Origin of the sequence: Hymenobacter puniceus, assembly GCF_014333525.1 — a bacterium.
GTDB lineage: Bacteria > Bacteroidota > Bacteroidia > Cytophagales > Hymenobacteraceae > Hymenobacter.
The window spans coordinates 231,698-256,497 of record NZ_JACSCX010000002.1; the positions used below are offsets into that span (position 1 = coordinate 231,698).

General features: G+C 60.8%; 19 protein-coding genes. 5 read left to right on the forward strand and 14 right to left on the reverse strand.

The annotated features are described in order from the left end of the window. Positions 1-82 precede the first annotated feature (82 nt). Positions 83-5,617, reverse strand: a complete 5,535-nt coding sequence (locus H8B14_RS06075; RefSeq protein ID WP_187314732.1) for an alpha-2-macroglobulin family protein — start codon at positions 5,615-5,617, stop codon at positions 83-85. 275 nt (positions 5,618-5,892) lie between these two features. Here H8B14_RS06075 and H8B14_RS06080 point away from each other — a divergent pair, with 275 nt between their 5' ends. Then, entirely contained in the window at positions 5,893-6,207 is a 315-nt protein-coding gene (locus H8B14_RS06080; protein WP_187314733.1) for a hypothetical protein, read from the forward strand. Positions 6,208-6,213: 6 nt separating this feature from the next. Here the strand turns inward: H8B14_RS06080 and H8B14_RS06085 are convergent, their stop codons facing one another. Then, positions 6,214-6,810 carry a Uma2 family endonuclease gene (locus H8B14_RS06085; protein WP_187314734.1) on the reverse strand — a complete coding sequence of 199 codons (597 nt, stop codon included), beginning with the start codon at positions 6,808-6,810 and terminating at the stop codon, positions 6,214-6,216. Between the two features lie 308 nt (positions 6,811-7,118). Here H8B14_RS06085 and H8B14_RS06090 point away from each other — a divergent pair, with 308 nt between their 5' ends. Together H8B14_RS06090 and H8B14_RS06095 are read left to right on the forward strand one after the other, a co-directional pair. After that, positions 7,119-8,027: a LysR substrate-binding domain-containing protein gene (locus tag H8B14_RS06090; protein WP_187314735.1), complete on the forward strand. Its 909-nt coding sequence runs from the start codon at positions 7,119-7,121 to the stop codon at positions 8,025-8,027. A gap of 280 nt (positions 8,028-8,307) precedes the next feature. Continuing rightward, positions 8,308-9,513, forward strand: a complete 1,206-nt coding sequence (locus tag H8B14_RS06095; protein ID WP_187314736.1) for a threonine synthase — start codon at positions 8,308-8,310, stop codon at positions 9,511-9,513. Positions 9,514-9,756: 243 nt separating this feature from the next. Here H8B14_RS06095 and H8B14_RS06100 read toward each other — a convergent pair whose 3' ends face one another. Genes H8B14_RS06100 through H8B14_RS06115 form a run of 4 tightly spaced genes read right to left on the reverse strand, consistent with a single transcriptional unit; the run spans position 9,757 to position 14,929 of the window. Continuing rightward, positions 9,757-10,959 carry a tetratricopeptide repeat protein gene (locus H8B14_RS06100; RefSeq protein WP_187314737.1) on the reverse strand — a complete coding sequence of 401 codons (1,203 nt, stop codon included), beginning with the start codon at positions 10,957-10,959 and terminating at the stop codon, positions 9,757-9,759. 27 nt (positions 10,960-10,986) lie between these two features. Then, entirely contained in the window at positions 10,987-12,243 is a 1,257-nt protein-coding gene (locus H8B14_RS06105) for a tetratricopeptide repeat protein (protein WP_187314738.1), read from the reverse strand. A 32-nt stretch (positions 12,244-12,275) separates the two neighbouring features. Then, positions 12,276-13,544: a tetratricopeptide repeat protein gene (locus H8B14_RS06110; RefSeq protein ID WP_187314739.1), complete on the reverse strand. Its 1,269-nt coding sequence runs from the start codon at positions 13,542-13,544 to the stop codon at positions 12,276-12,278. A gap of 8 nt (positions 13,545-13,552) precedes the next feature. Continuing rightward, a complete protein-coding gene (locus tag H8B14_RS06115) occupies positions 13,553-14,929 on the reverse strand; it encodes an ATP-binding protein (RefSeq protein ID WP_187314740.1) in 1,377 nt (458 codons plus the stop codon). A gap of 655 nt (positions 14,930-15,584) precedes the next feature. Between H8B14_RS06115 and H8B14_RS06120 the strand changes: the two genes are divergently transcribed. Further along, entirely contained in the window at positions 15,585-16,964 is a 1,380-nt protein-coding gene (locus H8B14_RS06120; RefSeq protein ID WP_261989922.1) for an ammonium transporter, read from the forward strand. Positions 16,965-17,128: 164 nt separating this feature from the next. Here the strand turns inward: H8B14_RS06120 and H8B14_RS06125 are convergent, their stop codons facing one another. The 7 genes from H8B14_RS06125 to H8B14_RS06155 all read right to left on the reverse strand — a co-directional run bounded on the left by H8B14_RS06125 (position 17,129) and on the right by H8B14_RS06155 (position 22,579). Beyond that, a complete protein-coding gene (locus H8B14_RS06125; RefSeq protein ID WP_187314741.1) occupies positions 17,129-17,923 on the reverse strand; it encodes a ZIP family metal transporter in 795 nt (264 codons plus the stop codon). A gap of 32 nt (positions 17,924-17,955) precedes the next feature. Then, a complete protein-coding gene (locus H8B14_RS06130) occupies positions 17,956-18,222 on the reverse strand; it encodes a DUF167 domain-containing protein (RefSeq protein ID WP_187314742.1) in 267 nt (88 codons plus the stop codon). A gap of 10 nt (positions 18,223-18,232) precedes the next feature. After that, positions 18,233-18,433 carry a DUF5683 domain-containing protein gene (locus H8B14_RS06135; protein WP_044014034.1) on the reverse strand — a complete coding sequence of 67 codons (201 nt, stop codon included), beginning with the start codon at positions 18,431-18,433 and terminating at the stop codon, positions 18,233-18,235. A gap of 101 nt (positions 18,434-18,534) precedes the next feature. Next, positions 18,535-19,266 carry an endonuclease III domain-containing protein gene (locus H8B14_RS06140; protein WP_315984806.1) on the reverse strand — a complete coding sequence of 244 codons (732 nt, stop codon included), beginning with the start codon at positions 19,264-19,266 and terminating at the stop codon, positions 18,535-18,537. A gap of 171 nt (positions 19,267-19,437) precedes the next feature. Beyond that, positions 19,438-20,382: a hypothetical protein gene (locus H8B14_RS20860; RefSeq protein ID WP_222840556.1), complete on the reverse strand. Its 945-nt coding sequence runs from the start codon at positions 20,380-20,382 to the stop codon at positions 19,438-19,440. Positions 20,383-20,554: 172 nt separating this feature from the next. Then, the gene (locus H8B14_RS06150; protein WP_187314743.1) at positions 20,555-20,965 is read right to left on the reverse strand and encodes a response regulator; all 411 of its coding nucleotides are present in this window, start codon (positions 20,963-20,965) and stop codon (positions 20,555-20,557) included. 126 nt (positions 20,966-21,091) lie between these two features. Continuing rightward, positions 21,092-22,579, reverse strand: coding sequence for a sensor histidine kinase (locus tag H8B14_RS06155; RefSeq protein ID WP_187314744.1), 1,488 nt, complete (start codon positions 22,577-22,579; stop codon positions 21,092-21,094). Positions 22,580-22,723: 144 nt separating this feature from the next. Between H8B14_RS06155 and H8B14_RS06160 the strand changes: the two genes are divergently transcribed. Then, complete coding sequence (locus H8B14_RS06160; protein ID WP_187314745.1) at positions 22,724-23,527, forward strand: TrmH family RNA methyltransferase; 804 nt, start codon at positions 22,724-22,726, stop codon at positions 23,525-23,527. A 132-nt stretch (positions 23,528-23,659) separates the two neighbouring features. Here the strand turns inward: H8B14_RS06160 and nagA are convergent, their stop codons facing one another. Continuing rightward, entirely contained in the window at positions 23,660-24,781 is a 1,122-nt protein-coding gene (nagA, locus tag H8B14_RS06165) for an N-acetylglucosamine-6-phosphate deacetylase (protein ID WP_187314746.1), read from the reverse strand. Positions 24,782-24,800 lie beyond the last annotated feature (19 nt).

Below are 24,800 nucleotides of genomic sequence, written 5' to 3' on the forward strand. Positions count from 1 at the left end.
AGCGCGAACTGTGTAGTTCGCGCCCCAGAACGACAACGGTTTGAACGGCGCGGGGACGCGAACTACACAGTTCGCGCTACTGCTACCGCACCCGCACCACACCATAACCGGCATACGAGTGGTACTCGGCGTTGTACATGGCGTCGGCGCTGACGGGACCGAGCTTGAAGGTGCCTTTGGAAACGACGCGGCAGAGATAGTAGAACGACTTGGGTTGCGTGGTGACGGTGGTGAAGAGGTTTATTCGGTCGTCGCGCACGTCGAGGTAGTCGGGTTGGGCGGCGTCGGTGGCCCAGGTGATGTCGCGCACGGCCCCGATGCGCGGGTTTTCGATTTCCAGGCCAGCTGGCAGCAGGTCGGTAATGGCTACGTTCTTGACTTCACCCGCACTTTCCGCCGACTGGATGGTGATTTTGACCACCACCAAATCGTTCTGGCGGAAGCTGGTGCCTACGGGCTGGCCGTTGCGGTTCAGGAACTGGCGGCGCACCTGCAGGTAAGCGTCTTCCTCGCGGATTTGGCCGGTGGGCGAGATGCCCTCGGTTTCCCAGAAGTAGTAGAGGCTGCCTCGGCCGCTGGTGCGCAGGGCCAGCTTGCGGTTGGCCACGTTGCTTACCGTGAGGTCCTTGCCCGAGAAGTTGCCGATGGCCTTGCCGTCGGCCAGCAGACTGGCCGTGACGGTGCTGCCGGCGTTCTTTTTGGCCAGCTTGCCCAGGGCCAGCAGCGCAAAAGCGCGTTCCTGGGTGCTGAGCCAGCCGGCCTGCTTCACCTGGCGGCTGAGCTGACGGGCCAGCACGTTTACCTGGGCGTTGGCGGGGTCGGCGGCGAGCAGGGCGTTGAGCACCAGCGCCTCGTCGCGGATGGGGGAGGAAAAGGAGTCGCCGAGCTGGCGGCCGGCTATGGACTGCACCCCGAAACGGGTGGGCAGGGACTCCCGGTAGCTGCGCTGGTTGCCGCTCAGGGCGAAGGCGCAGGCCAGCACCCAGCGCGAATCTTCGGGCAGCAGCTTGCGGTTGGCTTTGTAGTAGTTCAGGCCCACGGCATCGGGGTGGCCAGCCAGGGCCAGCACGTAGAGCGAGTAGGCAATTTCCTTCTTGGCCAGCGTCACGGGCTGAATCACGCCGCCGGTCTGGATGATGTTGTAGGTATCGGTTTCGCGCTTGCGGACGCGGGCCTGCAGGTAGCGGAGCACCCGGTCGAGCACGTTCTTGTTCACGTCGAAGCCGGCTTGTTGGGCTTCCAGCAGGAAATGGGCGGCGTAGGCGGTGGCCCACCAGTTGTCGTAGTCGCCGCCGGGCCAGTAGCTGAGGCTGCCGTTGTACATCTGCTGGGCTTCCACCTTGCGGATGGCTTCCTGCACGTGGTAGTTAGGGTTGAACAGGCCGGCTTTGCCCGTTTTGCCGTTCTTCTGGCCCAGGGTGGCGGCCAGGTCGCCGTAGTAGAGCTGCGGGAAGGCGGCCGACACGGTTTGCTCCAGGCAGCCGTAGGGGTATTGCAGCAGGTAGCGCAAATCCTTGGCAAACTCCGTCATGGGCGAGCGGCTCACCACCAGCTGGCTTCGCAGGGAGGAAGGCAGGAAGTCGGTGCGCAGGTTTAGCTGCTGGGCCGCGCCGCCCGCCACCACGCCCGCACCCGTGCGCTTCTGCAGCGGCGAAGCGGGACGAATGGGTAGTTCGATGGTTTCGGTGAAGATTTCCTTTGGATTTCTCGTGCGTACACCATTAATCAGCGTCCGCACTTCAACAGATATTTTACCTGCTCCAATCTTGTTTAAGGCAACAGCGGTACCAACTATTCTATGCTCCTGATTAGGTTGTAGTACGATGCTCGTTCGTAAATCACCTTTGATTGGCCCTGCACTATTGACATGTTCCAGCATGTCTCCGTAGTCAAAAGTTGGAACCGAAACTTCCATTTTTTGTCCCGTTGTATTCGTCAGCGTTACGGGCACGTCAATCGTGTCGCCGGGGCTGAGGAAGCGGGGGAGGGCCGTTGAAATAACTACCGGGTCAGCCACGCGCATGGTGTGTTCGGCTGAGCCGAATGCTTCTCCCTTGTAGGCCACGGCCATGATGCGGATGGCGCCGCTGAACTGCGGGATTTGCAGCTTGTAGCGCACCTTGCCGCTGGCGTCGGCGGTGAGCACGCCGCTCCATTTGGCGAGCAGGCGCACGCGGCGGTTGGGCACGGGCGTGGTGCGGCGCGAGAGGTCGTAGCCGTCGCCACCGGTGCTGCTGCTGCCCAGCTCGGGCAACAGGAAGGGGTACACGTCGTAGGCCTGCACTTCCAGGGCGCGCTTCTGGTAGAAGTAGCCGTAGGGGTCGGGCGTGCGGTAGTCCTTCATCTGCAGAATGCCCTCGTCCACCATGGCCAGCGTCACCTGCGCGCCGGGGGCGGTGGTCACTTCGATGGTCTGGGCGGTCTGGGAGCGGCTTTGGGCGGGGGCTTTGATGGCGACTTGCAGGCGCGCGCCGGGCTTCTCCACCGTGAGCGGCACGAAGCCCCGGGCCACCGTCAGCGGCAGGCGGTTGTCCTTGATGTCGCGGATGGCGGTGGCCGTCACGTAGATGTTGGGCACGTGGTTGCCGCGGATGGGCACGTCTACCTTGGCCGATTTTTCGTCGGTGGTCACGTAGAAGTGGTCGAGCACCCGGTCTCGCTCCACGGTCACGAGTACGCGGCCGGGGAAGGGCGTTTTCAGCAGCAGGTGGGCCACGTCGCCGGGCTCGTACTTGGGCTTGTCGGCTTCAATGGTCACCTCGCCCTCGTTGTTTACCTCGAAGGAGTTGCTCTGGGTGTCGCCGTAGCCGTAGGCGTACACGCGCCGGGCCACGTAGGTCACGGCCCCGGTGCCTGATACCCGCACTTCATACTCGCCGGAGTAGGTGGGCGTGAAGTTCAGGCCGGCATCCTGGCCCGCGCCTTTCACCGACACCACGCGGTTCAGCACCACTTCCTCCCGCTTCTGCGAGTTGTACACGTAGCGGCCGCCCTGGCGCTCAATCACCGTCTCCCAGAGCAAGCGCACCACTTGCACCCGGGCCTGGGCCGTGGTGGGCTGGCCGGCCGGCGTGAGAGCCGCCAGCTGCACGGCCAGCGGCTGGCCGGTGCTCACCAAATCATCGGCACTCCGGATGCCGAACAGTACCGGCTGGGTCTGCACCTCGAAGGTGGCGAGGCGGTTTACGGGGCGGCCGGTTTCGTCGAACACCGTGGTGAAGGCCGCGCCTTCCAGGATGCCGAGGCCGGTGTAATCGGGCACTTCGTAGGTGGCGGTGCCGCGGCCGGCGGCGTCGGTGGTGCCTTCGCGGGTGGTTTTCTCGAAACGGTCGGAAATAGGCGTTGATTCCAGGTTGCCATAGCTGCCGCGCCGCTTGTCGCCGCTGTTGATGGCGAAGGTGTACTGCTCGTAGCCTTGGGGGTTGAAGGCCTTTTCCTTCAGCGAAAACTCGACTTCAAACTTGCGGTCAGCGGCCGGGGGGCCAAACAGATTCTGGGCCGTAATCAGGGCCGAAACCGACTGGCTGGGCTTCACCACTGCGCGGTCGGCCTTCACCGTCACCTTCATGCGGTCCGGAATAAATTCCTCCACCGAGAGCTGGCGCGAAGTCAGCAGCACGTCGTTGCCGGTGAGGACTTCCAGGGTGTAGAGGCCGGTCATCACGGCCGGGGGCAGGATAAAGCGGGCCTCGAAGGAGCCGGCCGCGTTCAGCGTTTTCTGCAGACTGGCGTATTCCTTGCCGGTGGGCAGCAGCAGCCGGATTTTCACTGGCAGCCCCTTGGGCGGGGCCTGCCAGGCGTCGGTGCGCAATACCGTGTTGGTCTGGATGGTGTCGCCGGGGCGGTACAGGTCCCGGTCGCCGTAGAGGAAGGCCTGGTAGCGGGCGGCGTTGGTTTGCAGGCCGCCCACCTCGAAGCGGGAGGTTTCCACGCGGCTGCGGCTCAGGTCGAGGAAGGTGAAGTCGTTGCCCTGCTGGGCCATCACCATGCCCAGCTTGAAACGGCCGTTGGCGGCGGTGCTGTCAAAGCGGGCCACACCGTTGCCGTTGGAAATGCCGGTGCCCATCACCTGGTTGTTGGTGCTGATATAGCGCAGCTCCACGCCGGCAAGCGGCTTGGCGTTGCGGATGGAGTTGGCAAACACCAACGTGCTGCCGGCCTTGCCCTGCTTTATAATCAGGCCAATATCCGACACGGCCACCAGCTTGCTCACCTGCAGCCACTGCCGCTCGGTGTCCTGCACGCGTATCACGTACAGGCCCTTCAGCCCGCCGGAAAATTCCAGGTCCTTCAGATTCAGGTTCAGCAGCCGCAGCCCCTGCGCCTTCGGCAGCCCCGACACGGTGTAGGTGCGCTCGGTGAGCACGTTGCCGAGGTTCTCTACGTCGTAGTACTGGAAGGAGCGGTCCACGTATTCGCCGCCGTCGCCTTCCTCCTCGCTGCCTTCCTCGCCGTCGTACTCGGGGTAGCCATATTGGGTGCCGCCGCGCAGCAGCTGCTGAATGTTGTTGGCGTACACCTTGGCAATGGTCACCTTCACCTGGTTTACCTCGTTGATGCGCAAGCCCAGGTTGCGGGAGCCCAGCGCATCGAGGTACATGGCCTTCTCGGCGCTGCCGAAGCTAATGGTGGGTCGCTCGTCGGAGAAGCTCACCGACTGCGTTACGCCCTCCCCGAGCATCCCGCCCAGCGCCCCGCGCAGGCCTTGGTTCACGCCAATCTGGTAGGTGCGGCCCACCTCGAAGCCGCCTTTCAGCCGCACGCCGTTTTCCGTTTCCTCCACCTCGTAGGTTACCTGCGGCGACACGGTGAGGTAGCTCTGCAAATCGGCGGCCGTGATGGGTTGGTTGGTGGTGATGAGCACCATCGGGTCGGCGTTTTTCAGGGAGCCTTCGATGGTAGTTACCTGCAGGGCCTCGGGGTCGGGCACCGTTACCTGGGTTTCGTAGTCGGCGGTGCTGGGCTGGTCGCTGCCCACGGCGTGCAGGCCCTGGGCCAGCGCCACCGTGAGCGGCGTGCCGGGGCGCACCTGCTGGTTGAGGCGTACGCGCACCACTTCGCCAGGCTCGCCGCTCACCTCAAAGGCCACGGGCTGGCCGTCCTGGGTCACGCGCAGCAGCGGCTTCACGTCGGCGGGCTTCACGGCATAGTTGAAAGGTAGTTCCACGCGCATCTCGGCGGTGCCGGCGGCCCGGCTTGAGCGTCCCCAGAACGCCTGCGGCTCCTGCAGCTCCAGGTAGGGCGTGTGGAATTTCTGACGGTTCTCGGGCAGCTCGGCGTTGCGCTTACCTTCGGGCAGGGCCGAGCTTTGCAGCGTGGCCGTGAAGTTGGTGCTGGGCTTAAACGGCGTGCTGGGCGAGAAAATCAGCTCCCGGTCCGACGTCCACTTGAACTTGCCACGCACGGCCGGCTCGAAGCTCACTACCTGCACCGTATCCCAGCGGTCCTGTAGCTCAGGCGTCACCACGGCATCGGCAAACTGAAACACGAGGTTCTGGTACGGGTCAATTTCCTCGCCGTTGGGGTCCTGGCCGGCATCGGAACCGGACTTGGAGCAGGCGCACAGCACCGCCAGCAACACCAGCAGCGGCAGGCGGGAAAAGGAGCGAAACAGCATGGATAGGGAGGAGTTAGGAAAGACGCCGGAAGGTATAGAAAAACGGCGTTTCTGCTAGGTTTTGTATAGGTTTGGGATGGGAATAGTTATTGTCTGAATTTATGCTTCTTCGTAAGAACAAGTCTGTGTCATTTGCCCTTGCTGTGCTTACTGTGACAAGCTGTAATCAGCCTGACGTAGACAATCGGGACGCTATTCTGACAGGTAATGGAAAGGGTAAATATTGGGACCGTGCGTGCTCTAATAACGGCCTCAATAGATACAACCTAGACATCATGTCTGGCCGTTCTTACTATGATAAGCGTAGGGGTATTCCTTATTCAACCCTGTTATTCGCAGCCAAGAATAAGCTGAGATATTATATGAATCTTGACTCCACCACCATCATTGATATGAACACTGTTGCTGGTGATGTACAGTATAATCCTGCCACATATAAGCTCATGGATAATAAGATAAGCCTCATCGGAGACACCAGCGAAATTCTTCTTTTAAATGAAGAAGTAATGGTCCTTAAGTCAAGAAGAGGCTACATAAGAATGTATGTGCCTAGTAGATGGCAGACTAAAGTAGAATCGAAGGCTTATTGACTATAGCTACACCCCCTCAAACACCTCCGCCCACTCAATACCAAACCCCGGCAGCGTGTGCACCGGAATGAGGCCGGGCGTGTAGAAGTCGCCGTGGGGCTGGTAGCGGCCCTCGTGCAGCACGAATACGGAAACCGTCTTTTCGCCCGGGAATACAATCCAGTATTCCGGCACGCCGTTTTCTTCGTAGAGGTCGAACTTGCTTTTGGTATCGTGGCTGGCGTTGCCGGGGCTCACGATTTCGATAATCCAGTCGGGTGCGCCGATACAGCCTTTTTCGTCCAGCTTGGTAGGGTCGCACACCACGCAGATATCGGGCTGCACGACGGTGGAAATCTGCGTGTCGCCGTTGGGTGTGGCTTTGGTCAGACGCACATCGAAGGGCGCGTGAAATACCTCGCAGGATTGGTGGGCCAAGTGCGCGTAAATCATGCCCATAAAGCGACTCGAAAGCCGCTGGTGAATCACCCGGGGCGCGGGGCTCATCTGGCGCACTTTGCCCCGGATCAACTCCACTACTTCTTCCAGCCGCCACGTCAGGTAATCGGCGTAGGTGTAGGTTTTGGTGAGGTCGAGCTGGGAAAGGCTAGTGATGGGCGGCATGGCGGCAGCGGGCTGGTAGGAAAGTAAAGATACGCGAAGCCGCGGGTGGTAGCGGTGCGTTTGGGCAGCCCTGTAATCCGGGTAGTAAATTAGGGTACTAGGTCTAGTTCCCCTCCTTGGACAAGGAGGGGTTAGGGGTGGTTGACCTCGCGCCAGAACGTCAGCAAGAAGCTAATTCTAAAACCGCCTAACGGTTATCAACCACCCCTAACCCCTCCTTTCCAAGGAGGGGAACTAGTTTCTAGCTATAGTAACCTGCGTCGGTCATTCTCCGCCCAAAAATCAGCCGGGCGCGTACCTTCACGGCTATGCTTTCCCACGCCCACGAAGTCTTTCTGGAAGTTGCCCGGCAGCTGAGCTTCACCAAGGCAGGGCAGACGCTGTTTCTGAGCCAGTCGGCGGTGAGCAAGCGGGTGCGGGCGCTGGAGGAGCACTACAAAACGGGGCTATTCGAGCGGCTCGGCAACTCCGTGGCACTTACGGCCGCCGGCGAGCTGCTGTACCGCAAACTGCTGCTGGCCCGGCAGCTGCAGCACGAGCTGGAGCAGGAATTTACCGAGCTCAGCCCCGAGTTTCAGCCGCGCCAGCAGATGGTAGTAGGGGCCAGCACCACTATTTCGCTGTACGTGATTCCGCCGGTGCTTTCGGCCTACCTGGGCCGCTACCCGCACACCCAGCTGACGCTGAAAAACCGCAACTCCGAAAACATCCTCAAGGCGCTGCTGGAGCACGAAATCGACCTGGGCATCATCGAGGGCATTCACAAAGTCAGCAACGTTACTTACACGCCGCTGCTCACCGATGAAGTGGTGGCCGTGTGCTCGGCGCGCAACCCCCTGCACCGCCGCGAGCTGGAGGCCCAGGACCTGCGTCGCACACCCGTGGCGTTGCGCGAAACCGGCTCGGGCACGCTGGCCGTGCTGGAAGAGGCGTTGCTGGCCCACGGTATCCGCCTCACCGATTTGCCGGTGAAAGTGCGCCTGGGTGGCACCGAGGCCCTCAAGAACTTCGTGCGGGTGGATACCTGCCTGGCCTTTCTGCCCCGGCAGTCGGTGATGAAGGAGCTGACCGCCGGCGAGCTGGTGGAAGTGCCCGTGCGCGACCTGAACCTGGTGCGCCACTTCGATTTCGTGCAGCGCAAAGGCACCGAAAACAACCTGCCCTACAAAACCTTCGTGCAGTTCGCGCGCCGGTATTATGGGAGCGGGCAGCGGTAACAGCGGCAGTACAATCAGAACGTCATTCCGAGCCTGCGAGGAATCTCGCGCGCTGACGTTGTTTACGCCAAACGGTGTAGAGACGCGACACTTCGCGTCTCGTCGTTGAACGACCGGAAACACGCCATTCGACCAACCTCAGCAACGACGAGACGCGAAGTGTCGCATCTCTACACCGTCTAACCTCACACATTTGTTATTCCAAACCGGAATAGGCTATTCCAAGAAGACGTTTGCCGATGGCATGAGCAGGCCGGAGTTTTGCGTTGAACTCCCTGCTATGACCACTATCGAAACCGCCACAATTTCCCGCCTTCACACGCTGCACTGTGCCGCCTGTGCTGCTCCGCACGCTGCCTTCACGCTCCAGCGCGTATCCGACTGTTGCGCCCAGCCCCTGCTGGCCCGCTACGACCTTACCGAGCAGTTGCGCCCCGCCGACGTTATTAACCCCGCCGACAACTCGATGTGGCGCTACCGGGCGCTGCTGCCGCTGCTCGACGAAGCCAACCTCGTGACACTGGGCGAAGGCTGGACGCCACTGCTGCCGCTGCCCCGCCTGGCCGCTCGCTACGGCCTGCGCAGCTTGCTGCTCAAGGATGAAGGCCAGAACCCCACCGGCTCATTCAAAGCCCGCGGCCTGAGCATGGCTGTGTCCAAAGCCAAAGAGCTGGGCGTAACCGGCTGCATCATCCCGACAGCCGGCAACGCGGGCGTGGCCCTGGCCGCCTACTGTGCCCGCGCCGGCCTGCGCTGCGTGGTGGTGATGCCCCGCCACACGCCCACGGCCTTCAAGGAGGAATGCTACTGGTACGGGGCCGAGGTGCACCTGGTAGATGGTCTCATCAACGACTGCGCCGCCCGCGTGCGGGAGCTGAACGCCGCTGGCGAGCTGCTCGACGTATCGACACTGAAAGAGCCCTACCGCCTGGAAGGCAAGAAAACCATGGGCTATGAGCTGGCCGAACAGCTGAACTGGACGCTGCCCGACGTGCTGCTGTACCCGGCCGGCGGCGGCACCGGCCTTATCGGCATCTGGAAGGCGCTGCGCGAAATGCAGGAGCTGGGCTGGCTGCCCCGCAACGCCCGGCTGCCCCGCATGATAGCCGTGCAGGCTGCCAGCTGCTGCCCACTGGTAGAAACGCGCGCCGGCCGTCAGGCAAACTGTCACGCCTACGTGGGCCAGCCCTCCATTGCCAACGGCCTGGCCGTGCCCAGGCCGTTGGGCGAAGCCCTGATGCTGAACGTGCTGGATGAGTCCAACGGCCTGGCTCTGGCCATCACCGACGAGCAGATGCTGGCCGGTATGCGTGAGCTAAGCCATATGGAAGGTCTGTTCGTAGCCCCCGAAGGCGGGGCGCTTTGGAGCGCGGCCCTGCACCTGCTGCACACCGGCCAGATCCAGCCCGAGGAGCAAATCCTGCTGCTCAATACCGGTTCGGCGCAGAAGTACCTGGACAACGTGCTGGGCCGGGCAAACGGGTAGCAGTGAGAACGGTGTAGAGACGCACTAGTTGAAGTCTCGTCGTTGCTGATGTTAGGCTGTCCGAATGGTTGTAGAGACGCGACACTTCGCGTCTCATCGTCCGCGCCGTTAGGCTCGCTCGAACAGCTCAACGTCAGCAACGACGAGACTCCAACTAGTGCGTCTCTACAGCCGGGAAACGAAGCGGTAGAGATGCTTCAACAAGCTCAGCATGACGGTCTTTTTTTTCAACGGTTGCAGCGTCTAGCTCCGCAAACCTCTCACCCACACGTACGCCAGTGTGCCGCCCATGAACGTCAGGAACAGCGGCCCCTCACCTGGCAGGGCCAGCGCATCGAAACTGATGGCCAGCGCGCCCACGGCTGCCAGCCCCCAGCCAAACCACTTCGACTGTTGCCGTCGTTTCGGGTGCCACTCCCGTTGCGTACCTACCAGCGGGAAGAGCAGCCCCAGCGCCACTAGGCCAGCCGTCGTAAGCGAACTGATTTTAGCGTAGTAGCCTGCTCCCAGCAGCGCCAGGCCGCTCACCAGCAGCGCCAGAAACTGGTTGGAGTACCGGGTATCTTCCTCGCTGAGGGCAAAGCGGCCGTAGCGGTTGAAGCGCAGCAGCGAGTTGAACAGGGGCTCGGCAAACCAGCTCATGTACACCAGCACCAGGTACAGCGGCAGCAGCCCCGGCACCACCCGTGAGAGTAGAAACAGCCCAATAAACAAACCCTGCCGCATACCGGGACTCAGCGTCTGGGTCCAGACCATGAAGCGGTAGAAGCCATTGTAGAGCCAGAAGCGGGCTTTCAGGGCCGAAACCAGGCCTTCGCGGGCGTAGTCGGAGGTGGGGTTGAGGCGCAGGGCTTCGCGAAAGTGGCCGGCGGCTTCCTTGGCGCGGCCGCGCTCCAGCGCTACCCAGCCCAGGTCGGCGTGGGTGCCGGCGTCGGTGGGGCTGTGGCGCAGGGCTTCGTCGAGGTCGGCGGCGGCTTCGTTGCGGCGGCCGAGGCGGGCCAGGCAGCGGGCCCGCAAACCCAGGCAGTCGACGTGGGTCGGGTCGGCCTGGAGGCCTGCTTCGGCAGCGCGCAGTGCGGCGTGCAGTTGGCCCTGCTGAAACCGCAGCTGGCCTAGCACATGCTGGTAGTCGGCATCCTCAGGATCAAGGGCCAAGGCTTCTTCAATTGCCTGCAGAGCCGCCGGCAGCTCGTGCTGGCGCTGCAGGGTGGCACTCAGCACGTAGAAGGCAAAGCTGTTTTCGGGGTCGAGGTGAATGGCCTGCTGGGCTTCCGCCTGAGCCTCGGGCAACCGGGCCAGCTCCATCAACGCCAGAGCCAGCAAACAGTGCAGAAAGCTGTTATCGGGGTCGTCGCGCAGCTGACGGCGGGCTTCCTGCTCGGCCTCCTGGGGGCGCTTATGCTGCAGCAGTAACTGTACGCGGCTGATATTCTGGATGGAGTTCATATCAATTCTTGATGCTCAAAAGAGCCATTATTCGAGATAGGAGAAAGCCAGCAGATACAGCCATGTGCTCAGGCTGAACCAGAGCATGAACGCCCGGTTGTCGAGGCCATACTCCAGCTGAAATGCCGTCAGCCCTGCTGACAGCAACAGCAAAATAGTGCCATATAGGTAGCCAGCGTGACGGCCTTGTACGGTACTAAGCGTTTGCCTGGCCAGCGCTACCGCCGCAAAGCTACCTGCCACCAATACCCAAGCTATGACAGTTGTAGCAGGCAGTAGCAAGGCGGCGAGTGTTATGTAGAACGCCACAATGGCCCCGGCTTCCACTGCCAGCATCTGGCGCAGCGGGGGCGGCAGCACGTGGCGGGTGGCAGGCCGCAGCAGCTGCCAGCTCAGGTACAACGTTTTGAAGCTGGCAACCAACAGAGCAGGCAAGAGAAACAGCAGGAGTGCCCCGGCTACTACTGGTGGTGCATATTGTCGCAATGTTGCCGCTGCCACATCTTCTAGCGCAGCGTAAAACATCACCAGAAACATGAGCACAAACGGGAAAATTAAGAAAAAACCTGCCCGCTTGTCTTTGATAAACCAAGGTTTGGGCATCTTGGGCTGTGGCGCAAGGCCCGCCCGTGACACCGCCGTCGATACCACTCCTGCCCGGGCTTCTTGCGAGTTTGGATCGAGGGCCAACGCCTGCAGAAAATGGTCTTCGGCCCGCTGAAAGTGAGCGTGCTCCAGGTAGCTGAACCCCAGATTGATGTGGGTAGGAGCAAACAGAGGCGCTTCGCGCAGTGCCTGCTGGTACTCCGGCTGCCAGTCGGCTCCCCCTTCGAGCCTGGACAGGGCCCGCCCCCGGAGATTGAGGCATTGCACGTGCTGCGGATGCAAGTGCAGACCCTGGTCGGCGGCAGCCAAGGCGGCTTCCACCCGGCCTTCGGCAAAGGCTACGGAGCCCTGCAGGAGATGGTAGCCGGGCACGGTGGGCTGCAGCTGCAGGGCCGTGGCAATATGCAGGGCGGCTTGCGGCAGCTGCCCGCTCTGCAGGCAGGCGAGGCTGAGCACGTAAAAGGCAAAGTCGTTCTGCGCGTCCAACGCCACGGCCCGCTCGGCGGGCGGGCGGCTTTCGGCCGGTTTGTGCTGGCGAATCAGGCTTAGCCCCAGCAACGCCTGCAGTTGGCTGGATTCCGGAAAACAGGCCAATTGCCGCCGGGCTTCTGTTTCGGCCGGATCGGGGCGCAGTTGGCGCAGCAAGACCTGAATCCGGCGCAGCTGAGGGTTATCCATTGAATACATGATAGAGAAAGCAAAAGGGGCAGCTACTGCGCCGCTGCCCGGGCCCGGCGGAAAGCCAGAACCCCAACCCAGCTGGTCAGCCCCAGAACCCCCAGCGGCCCATAGGGCCAGGTGGCCGGCCAGCTCACACACGCAATACCAACGGCCAGCGTGAGCCCAGCGGCCAACACCCGCAGCAGGGGCGACTTTGCGGGCAAAGGCTGCTCAGAAGCTTGCTTGAAGGCCGCCCAGATGGCCATAGCCACCGTAGTAAGTCCGCCCGTGAGGCCTGGGCCCAGGCTGCTTTCCGGGACGCCCAGCCACACCAACAACCAGAAAACGGCCGTGAGCCAAGCCAGCAGCAGCAGCGTAAAAGCCACCACCGGCCCGTACCGCCAGAACGTTTGCTGAACGTACGGAAGGGTCTGGTCGGGGCGGTTGCGCAGGTGCCGCACCTGCGGGTGCAGGCGCCAGTACACGGCCTCAAACCCCATGAACAGCAGAATCGGGATGCACAGCAAACTAAGCGGAATCAGAATCAGCAGAAAGTAACCCCACGCCTTTAGCTTGCCTTGCTTGGTTCCTTCTGAAATGAACGTCAGGTAGTTGTCCAGCCATACGGCTGCCCGACCAATCCAGAGTTGGCGGCGAATTGCCTGACTGGCACCTTGGAGGGCCGTGGCATCGGTGGGGGCTAGGCGCAGTACTTCCTGATAATGCACCTGAGCAGCTGCGTACTGCTGCTGGCGCATTGCCTCGCGGCCCAGCAGCTGGTGCGCCTTGGGCAGGTTAGGATGCGCCGCTACCAGCTGCTGCAGCACCGGCGCCAGCTCCGGCCAGCGCTGCAACTCGTGCAGCGCATCAGCAAGGGCTATCAGGCAACCAGCGTGGGCCGGATTCTGGGCGAGGCCCCGCGCGGCCGCCAGCTGGGCCGCAGCTGGCTGGGTTTGGTGTAGATACAGCTGCGCCTGGGCTGCCAGGTATTTGGGGTTGAGGGGCTGCAGGCGGAGAGCTTCCTGTAGCGCCTTGGCCCGGGCGGGCCCTTGCCCGGCCTGGTCTTCTACCAGAAACAGCACGTAAAATGCCTCACTGGCGGCCGGGTTCAGGGCCAACGCCTGCTGTGCCGTTTCGCGTGCCCTTTCCAGCTGATTTTGTTGGTATAAGGCAAAGCTGAGCAGGATGTGCGCAAATACATCCTGCGGATTGCGCGCCAGCTGCTGCCGAACCAGCTGCTCGGCTTGCTCGGGCCGGTGTATGTCCAGCAGATTCTGTACTGCGCTTTGCCACCGTGCTGCCGGTGTATCGGGCTTCATGGCAATACTTATTTCTTGATGCCCAGATAGGTCAGGATATCGTCGTAGGTGCCACCTTCGTTGGAGTACAGCGCATAGTTTTTGGCGGTGGCAAACCACTCCTTGGTGCTGGGGCGCACCTGCTTGGCGGCGGCCAGCAAGTGGCTCTGCTGCACTGGCCGCACCTGGCCGGCTTTCATCGACTCACGCAAACACGCTTCCACGGCCGTGTCCACTACAGCCTGCAGGTCGGCGCCGGAGAGGCCGGCCGTTTGCGCAGCTAAGGCGGGTAGGCGCAGGTCGGCGGCTACGGGTTTGCCGCGCAGTAACACCTCCAGAATAGCCACGCGGGCGGGCTCATCGGGGGGCGTCACCAGCACAATTCGGTCGAAGCGGCCGGGGCGGCGGAAGGCGGGGTCAAGCTGCCAGGGCGCGTTGGTGGCGGCCAGAATCAGCACGCCGTCGTTGGAGCTGCGGGCCCCGTCCAGCTCCTCCAGAAACTGGTTGATGAGGGTGCGGCCGGCGCTCTGGCGTAGGTCGTGGCGGTTAGCGGCTAGGGCATCTACCTCATCAAAAAACAGCACGCAAGGTGCCTGCACGCGGGCCAGCTCAAACAGCTCGTGCAGCTTTTTCTCGCTCTGGCCCATCCACATGTCCAGAATGTCGCTGATGCCCACGTGGATGAACGAGGCCTGCACCTCGCCGGCCGTGGCGCGGGCCAGGTAGGTTTTGCCGCAGCCGGGCGGGCCATACAGCAGCAGCCCGCCGCCCGCGGCCTTGCCGTAGGCTTTGTACAGGTCGGGGTGCAGCAGAGGCTGAATCATCTTCATCCCAATTTCCTCTTTCACCGCCTCCATGCCGCCCACGTCCTGAAACGTAATCTTCGGCTTTTCCAGACCTGCAAATAAAGCCCGCTCATCCAGGCCTTGGTCTGATATGTGGGTGGCGTTGTAGTCGGCAGGGGCGCCACCACCAGCGGGCTGGGCTGCCGGGCGCAACCCTAGCTGTTCATCCAGAGCCGTGTCGCGGAGGGTGCTGTCCAGCTGCAGGGCCTGCTGGTAGGCGGCGCGGGCCTCGTCGGGTGGGCCGCCGGCGCGGGCCAGTACGCGGGCATGTAGCAAGTGGGCGCGGGCGTGGTTGGGGTGGGCGCGCAGCACTTCTTCCAGCACCACCAGCGCCGCCGAAGTCTTTTGCAGCGCCGCATAGGTTTCAGCCAAACCCAGCTGCAACTCCTCGTCGTCGGGGGCCTGGCGCAGCCCCAGGCGGTAATGGTCTTCAGCCTCAGCAAAGCGGCCCATTTGGCGCAGCAGGCCGGCTACGTGGCGGCGCAGCGGCACGTTTTCGGGCGAAAACTGCAGGGCATCGAGTAAAGGTTGTAAATCGGAAGGATTAGGTAGGGCTGCCATAAAGTACACATAGAAAGGAGTCTGCAAGCTACAGGTTTGCTGCCAATCGGCTTGCCGGAATACGCCTCACAGGCACTGGTTTCTTGCTCTTGCGGATGGGCTGTTGGTTGGCCGTGGGCTTCGAGGGCAAAGTGTCTGTAGTACTCCTTCCACTTGCTGCGCCTGCTGCTTCCCGGGTTTCTGCGTCATGCTCTGCCTGCTCTGTCGGCTGGTTTTCTGGTCCTCGATAAGATGTCCGGTGCCCCAGCTGCAGCTTACCGGCTTTAGGGCTACAACGTGTAGCCGCTCTCTGCTGTCATTCTGTTTCCATGCGCACATAGTGCCGCTACCTTCAACGCTCAGTGCCACACGCAACGGCTGCTCAGCATTTGCTACCTCTGGCGGTGATATGGTGAGGTATCTGGAAATGCAAAGATGCCTACCTCACGTATCAAACATCCTCCAATTTTCACTGCTGCATAAAATTTGCAGGCAAGCAGGCTTATGCAATAAATAGTATGCTGAATAAGTGAAGAGCTGTATTTTTAAGGGGTATTAGGTTGAATAATGAGTAAATAATCGAAACATGGGGTAAAAAACTAGGGGTAATCTTTGATAGATATGTGCTCGTGCTTAAATTGCCTTACAAAATTACACCCCACTGACTTTTGCACCTATGATTGCAACCTCAAAAAAGCTTACCAGTCTGAGCATGTTTTCGCTGGTTACGCTAATCGGGTTGGCGGCCATTGCAGCCTTCACGGAGGTGGCCCATCCAGCGGCGGTGGCGGGCGCACTTAATGGAGCCGATGTGGCCTGGATGCTCACGGCTACGGCCTTTGTGCTTATCATGACGCCAGGGCTGTCGTTTTTCTACGGTGGCATGGTGCGGCCCAAAAACGTCATCAGCACCATGCTGCAAAGCTTTGTGGCTATGGGCGTGATTACGCTGGTATTCTATTTTGTCGGATTCTCGCTGGCCTACGGCGACTCCTGGCACGGCCTGATTGGTAATCCGCTGACGTTCATCATGCTGCGCAATGTGGGCACGGCACCCAATCCGGCGTTTGCGGCTACCATTCCGTTCGTGCTCTACTTTGCCTTTCAGCTGAAATTTGCCGTCATCACGCCAGCCCTTATCACCGGCTCGTTTGCCGAGCGGGTACGCTTCAAGGGCTATCTGGCGTTTATGGTGCTGTTTTGCCTGGTTATCTATTGCCCGCTGGCCCACTGGACCTGGCACCCTGAAGGCTTCCTGCGCCAGTGGGGCGTGCTTGATTTTGCGGGCGGCACGGTGGTGCACATTTCAGCGGGTATTGCGGCCCTGGCCGGCGCCATGGTGCTGGGCCGCCGCAGTACGCACGTTCGCAAAGCGGCTTTCTCTACTCCAAATGTGCCTTATGTGCTGCTGGGTACGGGCCTGCTCTGGTTTGGGTGGTTTGGCTTCAATGCTGGCTCCTCGTTGGGCGCCAACGACGTAGCGGCGCTGGCTTTCGTGAACACCACGCTGGCTTCCGGCGCTGCCCTCACGGCCTGGCTGCTGGTAGAAACCGTGCATGGCGGCAAGCCTACCGCGCTGGGTGCCTGCATTGGGGCCGTGGTAGGGCTGGTGGCCATTACGCCCGCGGCTGGCTTTGTGCAGTATGGGCACAGCATTTTTATTGGGGTGCTGGCCTCACTGATCAGCTACGGCGCCGTGCACTGGAAAAACAACCGCACCACCATCGACGACACGTTGGATGTATTTCCGTGCCACGGCCTGGGGGGCATCGTCGGGATGCTGCTAACCGGCGTGTTTGCCGACAAAGTAGGCCTGGTGCATGGTTCTGCTACCGTGTTTGGCTACCACGTGCTGGGCTTGCTGATTGTGGTAACGTATTCGTTTGTCGGCTCCTGGCTGCTGCTCAAGCTCACAGACCACTTCTTTGGGCTGCGTGTAAAGCTGCAGGACGAAGAACTGGGCCTCGACCTTAGCCAGCACGAAGAATCAACCTACCATATCGACGAAGAATTTGAACGCAGCTACCGTCGTGAGCCGGCTGAGCAAAGCGTATAAGTATCACCCGGTAGCCAGGCTCCCGGCTCCGGAAAGCGGGGATACAAAACGCCGGGTGAGTTGAGGAGTGGGGAGAAAAAGCCGTCAGGGGGGAATCTGGCGGCTTTTTCGTGTGTAGGGTAGCAGGCCGCCATGCTTCGGCTACACCTCTGCATGGCGGCCTGCTACTCCATTTTACTTAGGAAAAACGATACCAGAAACCCCAGCACCGTAATGAAGCCCGTGAAATTATGGGCGACTTCAAATGCTTCCGGAATCATGGTGTCGGCAATCATGGCCAGTACAGCCCCGGCCGATACGGCCATGGTGGCGGCTACCACCTCATCGGAAAACTGGCTGAACACGGTGTAGCCAACCAGCGACGCCACGCCCGAAACCAAAGCAATACCGGCCCACAGCAGCAGCACATAGCGCGCCGGCCGGCCAGCCTTGCGCATACCGGAGGCGCTGGAAAGCCCCTCGGGCAGGTTGGACAGAAAAATAGCGACTACCGCCACCACGCTCACTGCGCCACCCGCTAACATACTCAGCCCAATAACAATGCTCTCGGGAATACCGTCGAGCAAAGCCCCAATGGCCAGGGCCATACTATTGTCGTCGCCGGTTTCTGTGCTTTCCGTCTGGCCCTGCTGCACGGCGGCCCGCTCTTGCTGCTGATACTGGCCGGAGCGTTTGCGGTGCTTGGCACCGTGGCGGGCCAGCAGCCAGTTAGCAAGTGTGAAAGCGCCTGCGCCTGCAACAAACCCAAGGGCCGTAGCCTGAAAGCCGCCTTTGTGGTAGGCTTCTTCCATCAGCTCCAACGAAAGAGTAGCAATCAGGACGCCACTGCCAAACGCCATAATGGCGGCAATCAGCCGCTGTGGCACCTGCACAAAGTAGCCCACTGCTGCACCCAGCAGCAGTGCCGACCCTGACACAAGCCCCCAAAAACCGGCTTGCGCCCACATCGGAAAAGTCATAAGTACGGGCTATGTTTAGTGATGAACCGAATCTAAAAAGCAGAATAGCAAGCCAATGTAGCCTGCATATTCTCATCGGTAAGACCCGCCAAATCTACCTTTTTGAAAGCAGCTGTATGGCCGCTAAGCAGCGTCAGCTGTGACTTGGGCAGCCCAAATACCTCGGCCAGGTAAGCCAGCAGACAGGCATTGGCCTTGCCGTCTTGCGCCGGGGCATGCAGGCGTACGGTAACAGTACCATCTGCCGCCAGGTGCAACGCATTGTGGCGGGCATTGGGCTTGGCCCTGAGGTGCAGCACCGCCACGCTGCTACGCGGGGTCGTTGTAGGCGTCGTAGACGTTCCAGGCCCAGATGACAAACGGTACCACTATGGTCCAGACCAGGAAAAAGCTCAACGCCCCCCCAACTGCCCAAATCAGAAAGGCTTTCAGAATCTGGCCTTTGATGAGCTGTCCCAAGCCCGGAATGAAGAAGGAAAGCAGAGCCGGTACGCCGTAAGTAGGTTTCATAGGAGAGAGATGATGAGGTAACCGTGGATGAAAGGAATGGCAATGGGGCAGCAAATACAAGAATATGCCGGACAAGAAATCAGACAGCACAACTTACCAGCTCACTGCTTCAGTCGTGCCTGCCCGAACGGACATTGGTCGAGAATGACGCAACGGCTGCAGGCGGGCGTGTGAAAGTAGCAGCACTTCTGCCCATGAAACATCAGCGCCTCGTGGTGGTCGTAGACGAGCTGCGCATCCCAATCGGGTGGGAGCAAGGCTTCCAGCAGCTTATGCGCCGCCGCTTCGCCTACTTTGGGGCCAATGAGGCCGAGGCGCTGCGCCACGCGGTGATGGTGGCTGTCAACGGGCATAGCGGCAATGCGCAACGTGCTGAAAAGCAACACGGCGGCACTGGTTTTGGGGCCTACACCCGGAATAGCTTCCAGCCAGGCGCGGGCGTCTGCTACGGGGAGAGTGGCCAGAAATTCCAGGTGGCAGGGGCCACCGTCGCAGCGGGTACTCACTTCGCGCAGCACCGCCTGGATGCGCGGCGCTTTCTGCTCGGGCCAGGTGCAGGCTGCAATGGCCTGCTGCACTTCTTCGGTAGGCGCATCGCGCACCGCCTCCCAAGTAGGAAAACGGGCCCGCAACTCCTGATAGGCCCGGTGTGAGTCTTGGTTGCGGGTGCGGTGCGAAAGCAAGGCACTCACCAACTCACTTAGCGGATCCTTGGTACTGAAAAATGGGAATGGCGCGCCGTATTCTGCGCAAAGCCGCTCGTGTACCAGCAAAGCTTTCTGGCGGCGCGCTTCTGTATCGGCATCAACTGCCGAGAATAGGTCAGGTTTCACATAGGTGCCTACGCGCAGCTGGCGGTTGGTGTTTTTCAGTTGTTCCTGAAACGGGTAGCCAGCTGATATTTACTTGGCGCCTGGCACGCAAGAACAAGCGCAGCAACCAGCCAACCTTCCTGCATCAGGCTACCGGCAGATGCCAGCCGGCCGCAGCAAGGCGCAGGAGGCCTACGGCACCCGATTGTAGAGGCTGATGGCCTGCCGGACGTTGTTCTGGGTTTTGCCGCCCAGCACCAACGGCACAATGAGCAAAGGCAAACTGGCATATACCAGCGGTGAAATAGAAGGGCCATTGCTGTTGGGATTCAGCGACTGCACCAGTCCGGCCACCATCAGGCCGCCGGCCGCCACGTAGCTGAGTGTGGTGTAGGTCTGGTACTGGCGGGCCTGCAGCAACAGGCTGGTAGCGGCTTGGTTGTCGGCGGTGGCTAGGGCCAGAGTGCGCACGTTCAGGTTTTCTATCGGGCCGTTGTCTTTGCTGAAGTACTCGGTTTTTGTGGTGCGATACATCGGTCCGCCAAAGCCGTAGGGGTAGCCCCCAAAGCCGCCATACCGCCCGTAGCCCCCTAAGCCCCCAAAACCCCCCATTCCGTTGCCGGCATACTGTGTGCTGGTGATGGAGTACAAGCTGATGCGGCCGACTTTGTCGCGCCGCAGCGTAGACTCGCGGGAGGAGCGGCCGGGCAGGGTGGTGCGCACATAAAAACCCGTTTCGTCTTCGTAGTAGCGCACTTGGTCTAGCTCGAAGCGCTGCTGCCCGTCCATGAGCAGGTAGGGACGGCCTAGCAGTGGTTGTTTAAGCAGCACATCAAAGCCTTTGTATACCTGCCCGGTTTTCAGGCCAACGCTGTAGCGGGTAGTAGCCGCCGGAGGCAACGGCGCTTGCTGCGGGGCCACATTGCTGGGCGCGGCGGGCGGTGCAGCCAGCTGGCGTGGTGCCGCCTGCCGCGTGGTATCGGGAGTGGCACTGGGAGTGGCAGCAGCCGGGCGGGGCGGTGCCGGCTGCGCCGAAGGCAGCGTGTTAAGCTCGCGTGGAGCCTGCTGGGCCCATACCATGGCAGGAGCAACTACTCCCAGCCCCAAGGACAGCAATAAGGCAGAACGGAATAACATAGAGGAAAGGAGCAGAAGTGACGAAGTAGAAGAGCCGGAAATTGCGCTGCCGGTTGCAACCCGCAAAAAACCATCTTGCCTGAATGCCGCAAAACAAATGCCCAATTCCGGGCAAAACTCCCCGCACCTCAACTAGCGCTGCGTACCACCACGCTACTGGCAGTCCGCCGCGCTATTTAAGCAGTTTCTCCAGCAAACTCATACTATCTACCATGTCGGGTGTCGATTCGAAATCGATGGGCTTGAGAATGTAGCCGCTCACGCCCAGGTTTTGCGCATTGAGGCGGTCTACGTCCATGGCCGAGGTAGTAGTAATGAACACCGGAATATCTGCCAGCTCAGGATTACGGCGGATTTCAGTCAGAAATTCATGGCCGTTCATCTTGGGCATGTTCAAATCCAGCAGAATCACCTCCGGCAGCGGCCGAATGGGTTCCGTGCCGTTGAGCCCCAGCAACAGATCCAGCGCCTCCAAGCCATTGAAGGCGGTGTAAAGCTGATGCTGCACGCTGAATTTTTCGAAGGATTTCTTAACGGTCATGGTATCAAAGAAATCGTCTTCGACAAGTAGGACGGAGCGCATAATGGGGAGATGATGAAATGGAGAATGATCGGCCAAGAGGCAGCAAGTGGTAGGCGCAGGCAAGTGCTGAAGATAGGGCAGCGAGCAACCTACTGCGCATGGCCCTGTTACTGCTTGCTCTATCACCTATTTCGGCCAGGTGAATACGAAGGTAGCACCCTGGCCGATGGCCGATTCGACGTGAATGCTGCCTTTTTTCTCATCAATGATTTTCTTAACGATACTTAAGCCAATACCGGTGCTTTCGGCGGTGTGCCGGTCACGCAGCGTCTGGAAAATCAGGAAAATCTTCTCGTGATACTCGGGGGCAATACCGGGGCCATCGTCCTGCACCCGAAACTCGTAGCACTTGCCTACGTCGCGGCAGGTGATGGTGATGGTGCCCGTTTCTTGGTTGTGGTATTTCACGGCGTTGCTCATCAGGTTCGTGAATACCTGCTGCAAGCTTAGCCGGTCAGTCTGCAGAACGGGTAGCGAACTGGCCAAATGTACCCGAAAGTTGTCGGGGACTACCATTTCCGTGGTTTCACGCACGAGCTGGGCTACGTCTACTTCCTCAACGCGCTGCTCGGTGCGGCCCGCACGGGCGTAGGCCAGCAAGCCATTGATCAGGTCCTCGAGGCGGCTGAGGCGGCCTTTCATCATGCCCAGGTACTCGCGCATCTGGTTGCTTAGCTCGCCCTGCAGTTCGTCTTCAATCCACTTCACCACTGTTGTCACGCCGCGCAAAGGTGCCTTCAGGTCGTGCGAGGCCACGTACGCAAACTGGTCCAGCTCCTGGTTGCGGTTGCGGAGCGCAGTGAAGTTTTCGTCGAGCGTTTGGGTCATGTGGTTGAGCGACGTTGCCAGCTTGCCCAGGCTGTCGCGCTCCGGACCTTGGCTGATCTTCACGCTGAAGTCGCCCTGTACAACCTGGTTGGCCAGGTTTTCAATGATTTCGATTCGGTGGGCAGTGTCTTCGTTTACGGTGGTTAGCTCCCGCTGCAGACGCTGGTTGGCTTGCAGCTCCTGCGAGATTTTCCGGAACAGCCACAGCACAATCAGAACGGCTATTACGGCCGAGATAATAATGGCCAGTGGGCTGGTGTTCTCATAAAAATCCTGATTCTGACGCCGTTGGTCCAGCAGAGCGGTTTCGGTATCACTGATATCGAGAAGAATACGCCGAAGATTGGCCAAAGTAGATTGGTCGGCCAGCACCAGGTCACGGGCAGCGTAGGGCGTCGGAGCCACGGTTCGCCATTTAGTTAGCAGGGCTTTCTCCGTGGCCATCAGCTGCCGCAAAGTATCGAGGCGGCTTTGCTGCAACGGGTTGTCACGCGTGAGCAGCTGCAGCGAATCGAAGTCGCGCAAGGCCCCGTCGAGGCTGCCCTGCACCTCATCCAGCCGCGAGGTATCGGCCAGCAACAGATAATTACGCACATCCAGCTGGGCGTCGCGCATGTTCATGCGCAGGTCGGAGGTGTGCTGCATCACCTGATAGGTGTGCTCCACCTGGCGGGTATAATAGCTCAGTTGCAGAATGCTGCGGTAGGCCAGTAGGGATGTAAGCACCAGCACCACCAGCGCCACCATGAAGCCGAGCAGAATTTTAGTATTGAGTTGTAGCCGCATAAGCGAGAAAAAAGGGCAAAACCGAAAGTGAGCACGCTTACGCGCCTGCAAGAATAACGGTTGAGGTTATGAAAAGCCCCGGTTGTCTTGGCGCAGGCCCCGTATCTTTGGGCGGCTGGCCAATCGGCTGCGCCCGTTTTTGCCATGCCCGACCTCATTTCCAGCCCTCAGAATCCGCGCATCAAGAATCTGCTGCGTCTGCAGCAAAAATCGTCGGAGCGGCGCGAGCAGGGCCTCACCATCATCGAAGGACTGCGTGAGCTGACTATTGCGCGGGCGGCGGGCGTAGTCGTGCCCACCTTGTTTGTGTGCCCGGAACTGGCCGGCCCGGCCCGGCTGGCCGAGCTGCATACGCTGTGCACCGGCACCAACACGGAGTGGATTGACGTGTCGAAGACAGTGTTTGAGAAAGTAGCGTACCGCGAAGGTTCTGACGGCGTATTGGCCTTAGCGCAGCCGCCGCGCCATACTTTGGCCGGCCTCACGCTGCCTGCTACGCCGCTGCTGCTGGTGCTGGAAGCCGTAGAGAAGCCTGGCAACCTGGGGGCCATCCTGCGCACTGCCGATGCTGCCCGCGCCGACGCCGTTATTATCTGCGACCCGCGCACCGACCTGTATAATCCCAACGCCATCCGCAGCAGCATCGGCTGCATCTTTACGGTGCCCACCGTGGCCACCACCCGGCAGGAGCTGCTCGGCTGGTGCCAGCAGCACGGCATCCGCACCTACGCTGCTGCCCTCACCAACCACGCCCGGCCTTATACGCAGTGCGACTTCCGGGGCCCCACAGCTTTCGTGATGGGCACCGAAGCCGATGGCCTCACGCCGGAGCTCATGCAGGCCTGCTCCGAAACCATCATCATTCCGATGGGCGGCTACATCGACTCGCTGAACGTGAGTACCGCCACGGCCATCCTCACGTTTGAGGCTGTTCGCCAGCGCGGATAGGCTGCGCTAAGAAGCTGCAAGCCAGCTATTCACCGATGCGCTTAGTGGAGCCGCCATTGCCAACCGGCCGCGGCCACTACAAGGCCCATGCCAGCCAGCATGGTGCCAGTCATGGCCTGCAGCGAAACACTGCTAGGCGTGCCAGACCAGCTCGCCACCGCGCGCCGTTGCTATGGCGTTCAGCTTCTCATCAAACAGCCAGAAATCGGCCTTGTAACCGGTGGCCAGCCGCCCAAGCTGCCCGTCAAGGCCCAGCACGCGGGCGGGGTAGAGAGAAGCCATGCGCAAAGCTTCTGCCAGCGGAATGCCAGCGTGTTCCACGCAGTTGTGCACGGCCTGGGGCAATATAAGGGCCGAGCCTGCCAGTGTGCCTTGCGCATCCACGAAGTGGTTGGTCTGGCGCCGGAACTGGTAGGCGCCCTGCTCGCTCCCAGTCACGGCGTCCGTAATCAGAAACAGCCGTTCCCGCATAATCTTGTGGCTGATGCGCACGGACGCAAAGTCGCAGTGTACACCATCGGCAATGATGCTGGCGCAAGTTGAATCTGCATCGTACACGGCGCCTACCAGCCCTGGCTCCCGCCCCTGCAGCCCCGACATGGCATTAAACAAGTGTGTCGCCGCCTTAAATCCGCTATTGAAACCGGCCATTGCCTGCGTGTAAGTGGCATTGGAGTGCCCCGCCGACAGCACCACGCCCGCCTCGCGTAGCCGTGGTGCTACGGCCGGTGGCGTGCACTCGGGCGCCAGTGTCATCATGCGCAGCACTCCGTCGGCCAGCGCCAGTAGTTCCTCTATTTCGGCCACAGTGGGCACTTTGATGAATTCTGCCTGATGCGCGCCTTTTTTGGCGGGGTTGATATAGGGTCCTTCCAGATGAAGACCCAGCAAACCCGGCAGTTGCCGAAATTCCCGGCCAACCTTAAGGGCAGCCTGCACCATAGGCCAGGCGTTGGTAGGCATTGTGGCCAGCACACCTGTTGTGCCATGCCGAAAGGCGTGCGTTGTCAGGGCTTCCAGGGCAGCGTAGTCGGGCTGCACGGAAAACAGCCGGCCGTTGGCACCATACACCTGCAGATCGAGCAGGCCGGGGGCCAAGCGCAAGCCGCGCCCGTCCACGGCCGGCACATCACCGGGGGCCTGCTCGTCGGGCACTATGCCGCCAATGCGTCCGTCAGCCGCCACAAGCAGCGTATGATTGGTTAGCACTTCGGTGCCGGTGTACAGGGTGCAGTTGTGCAGGCGGTAGCGCATAAGCAGTCAGTTGGAGTCA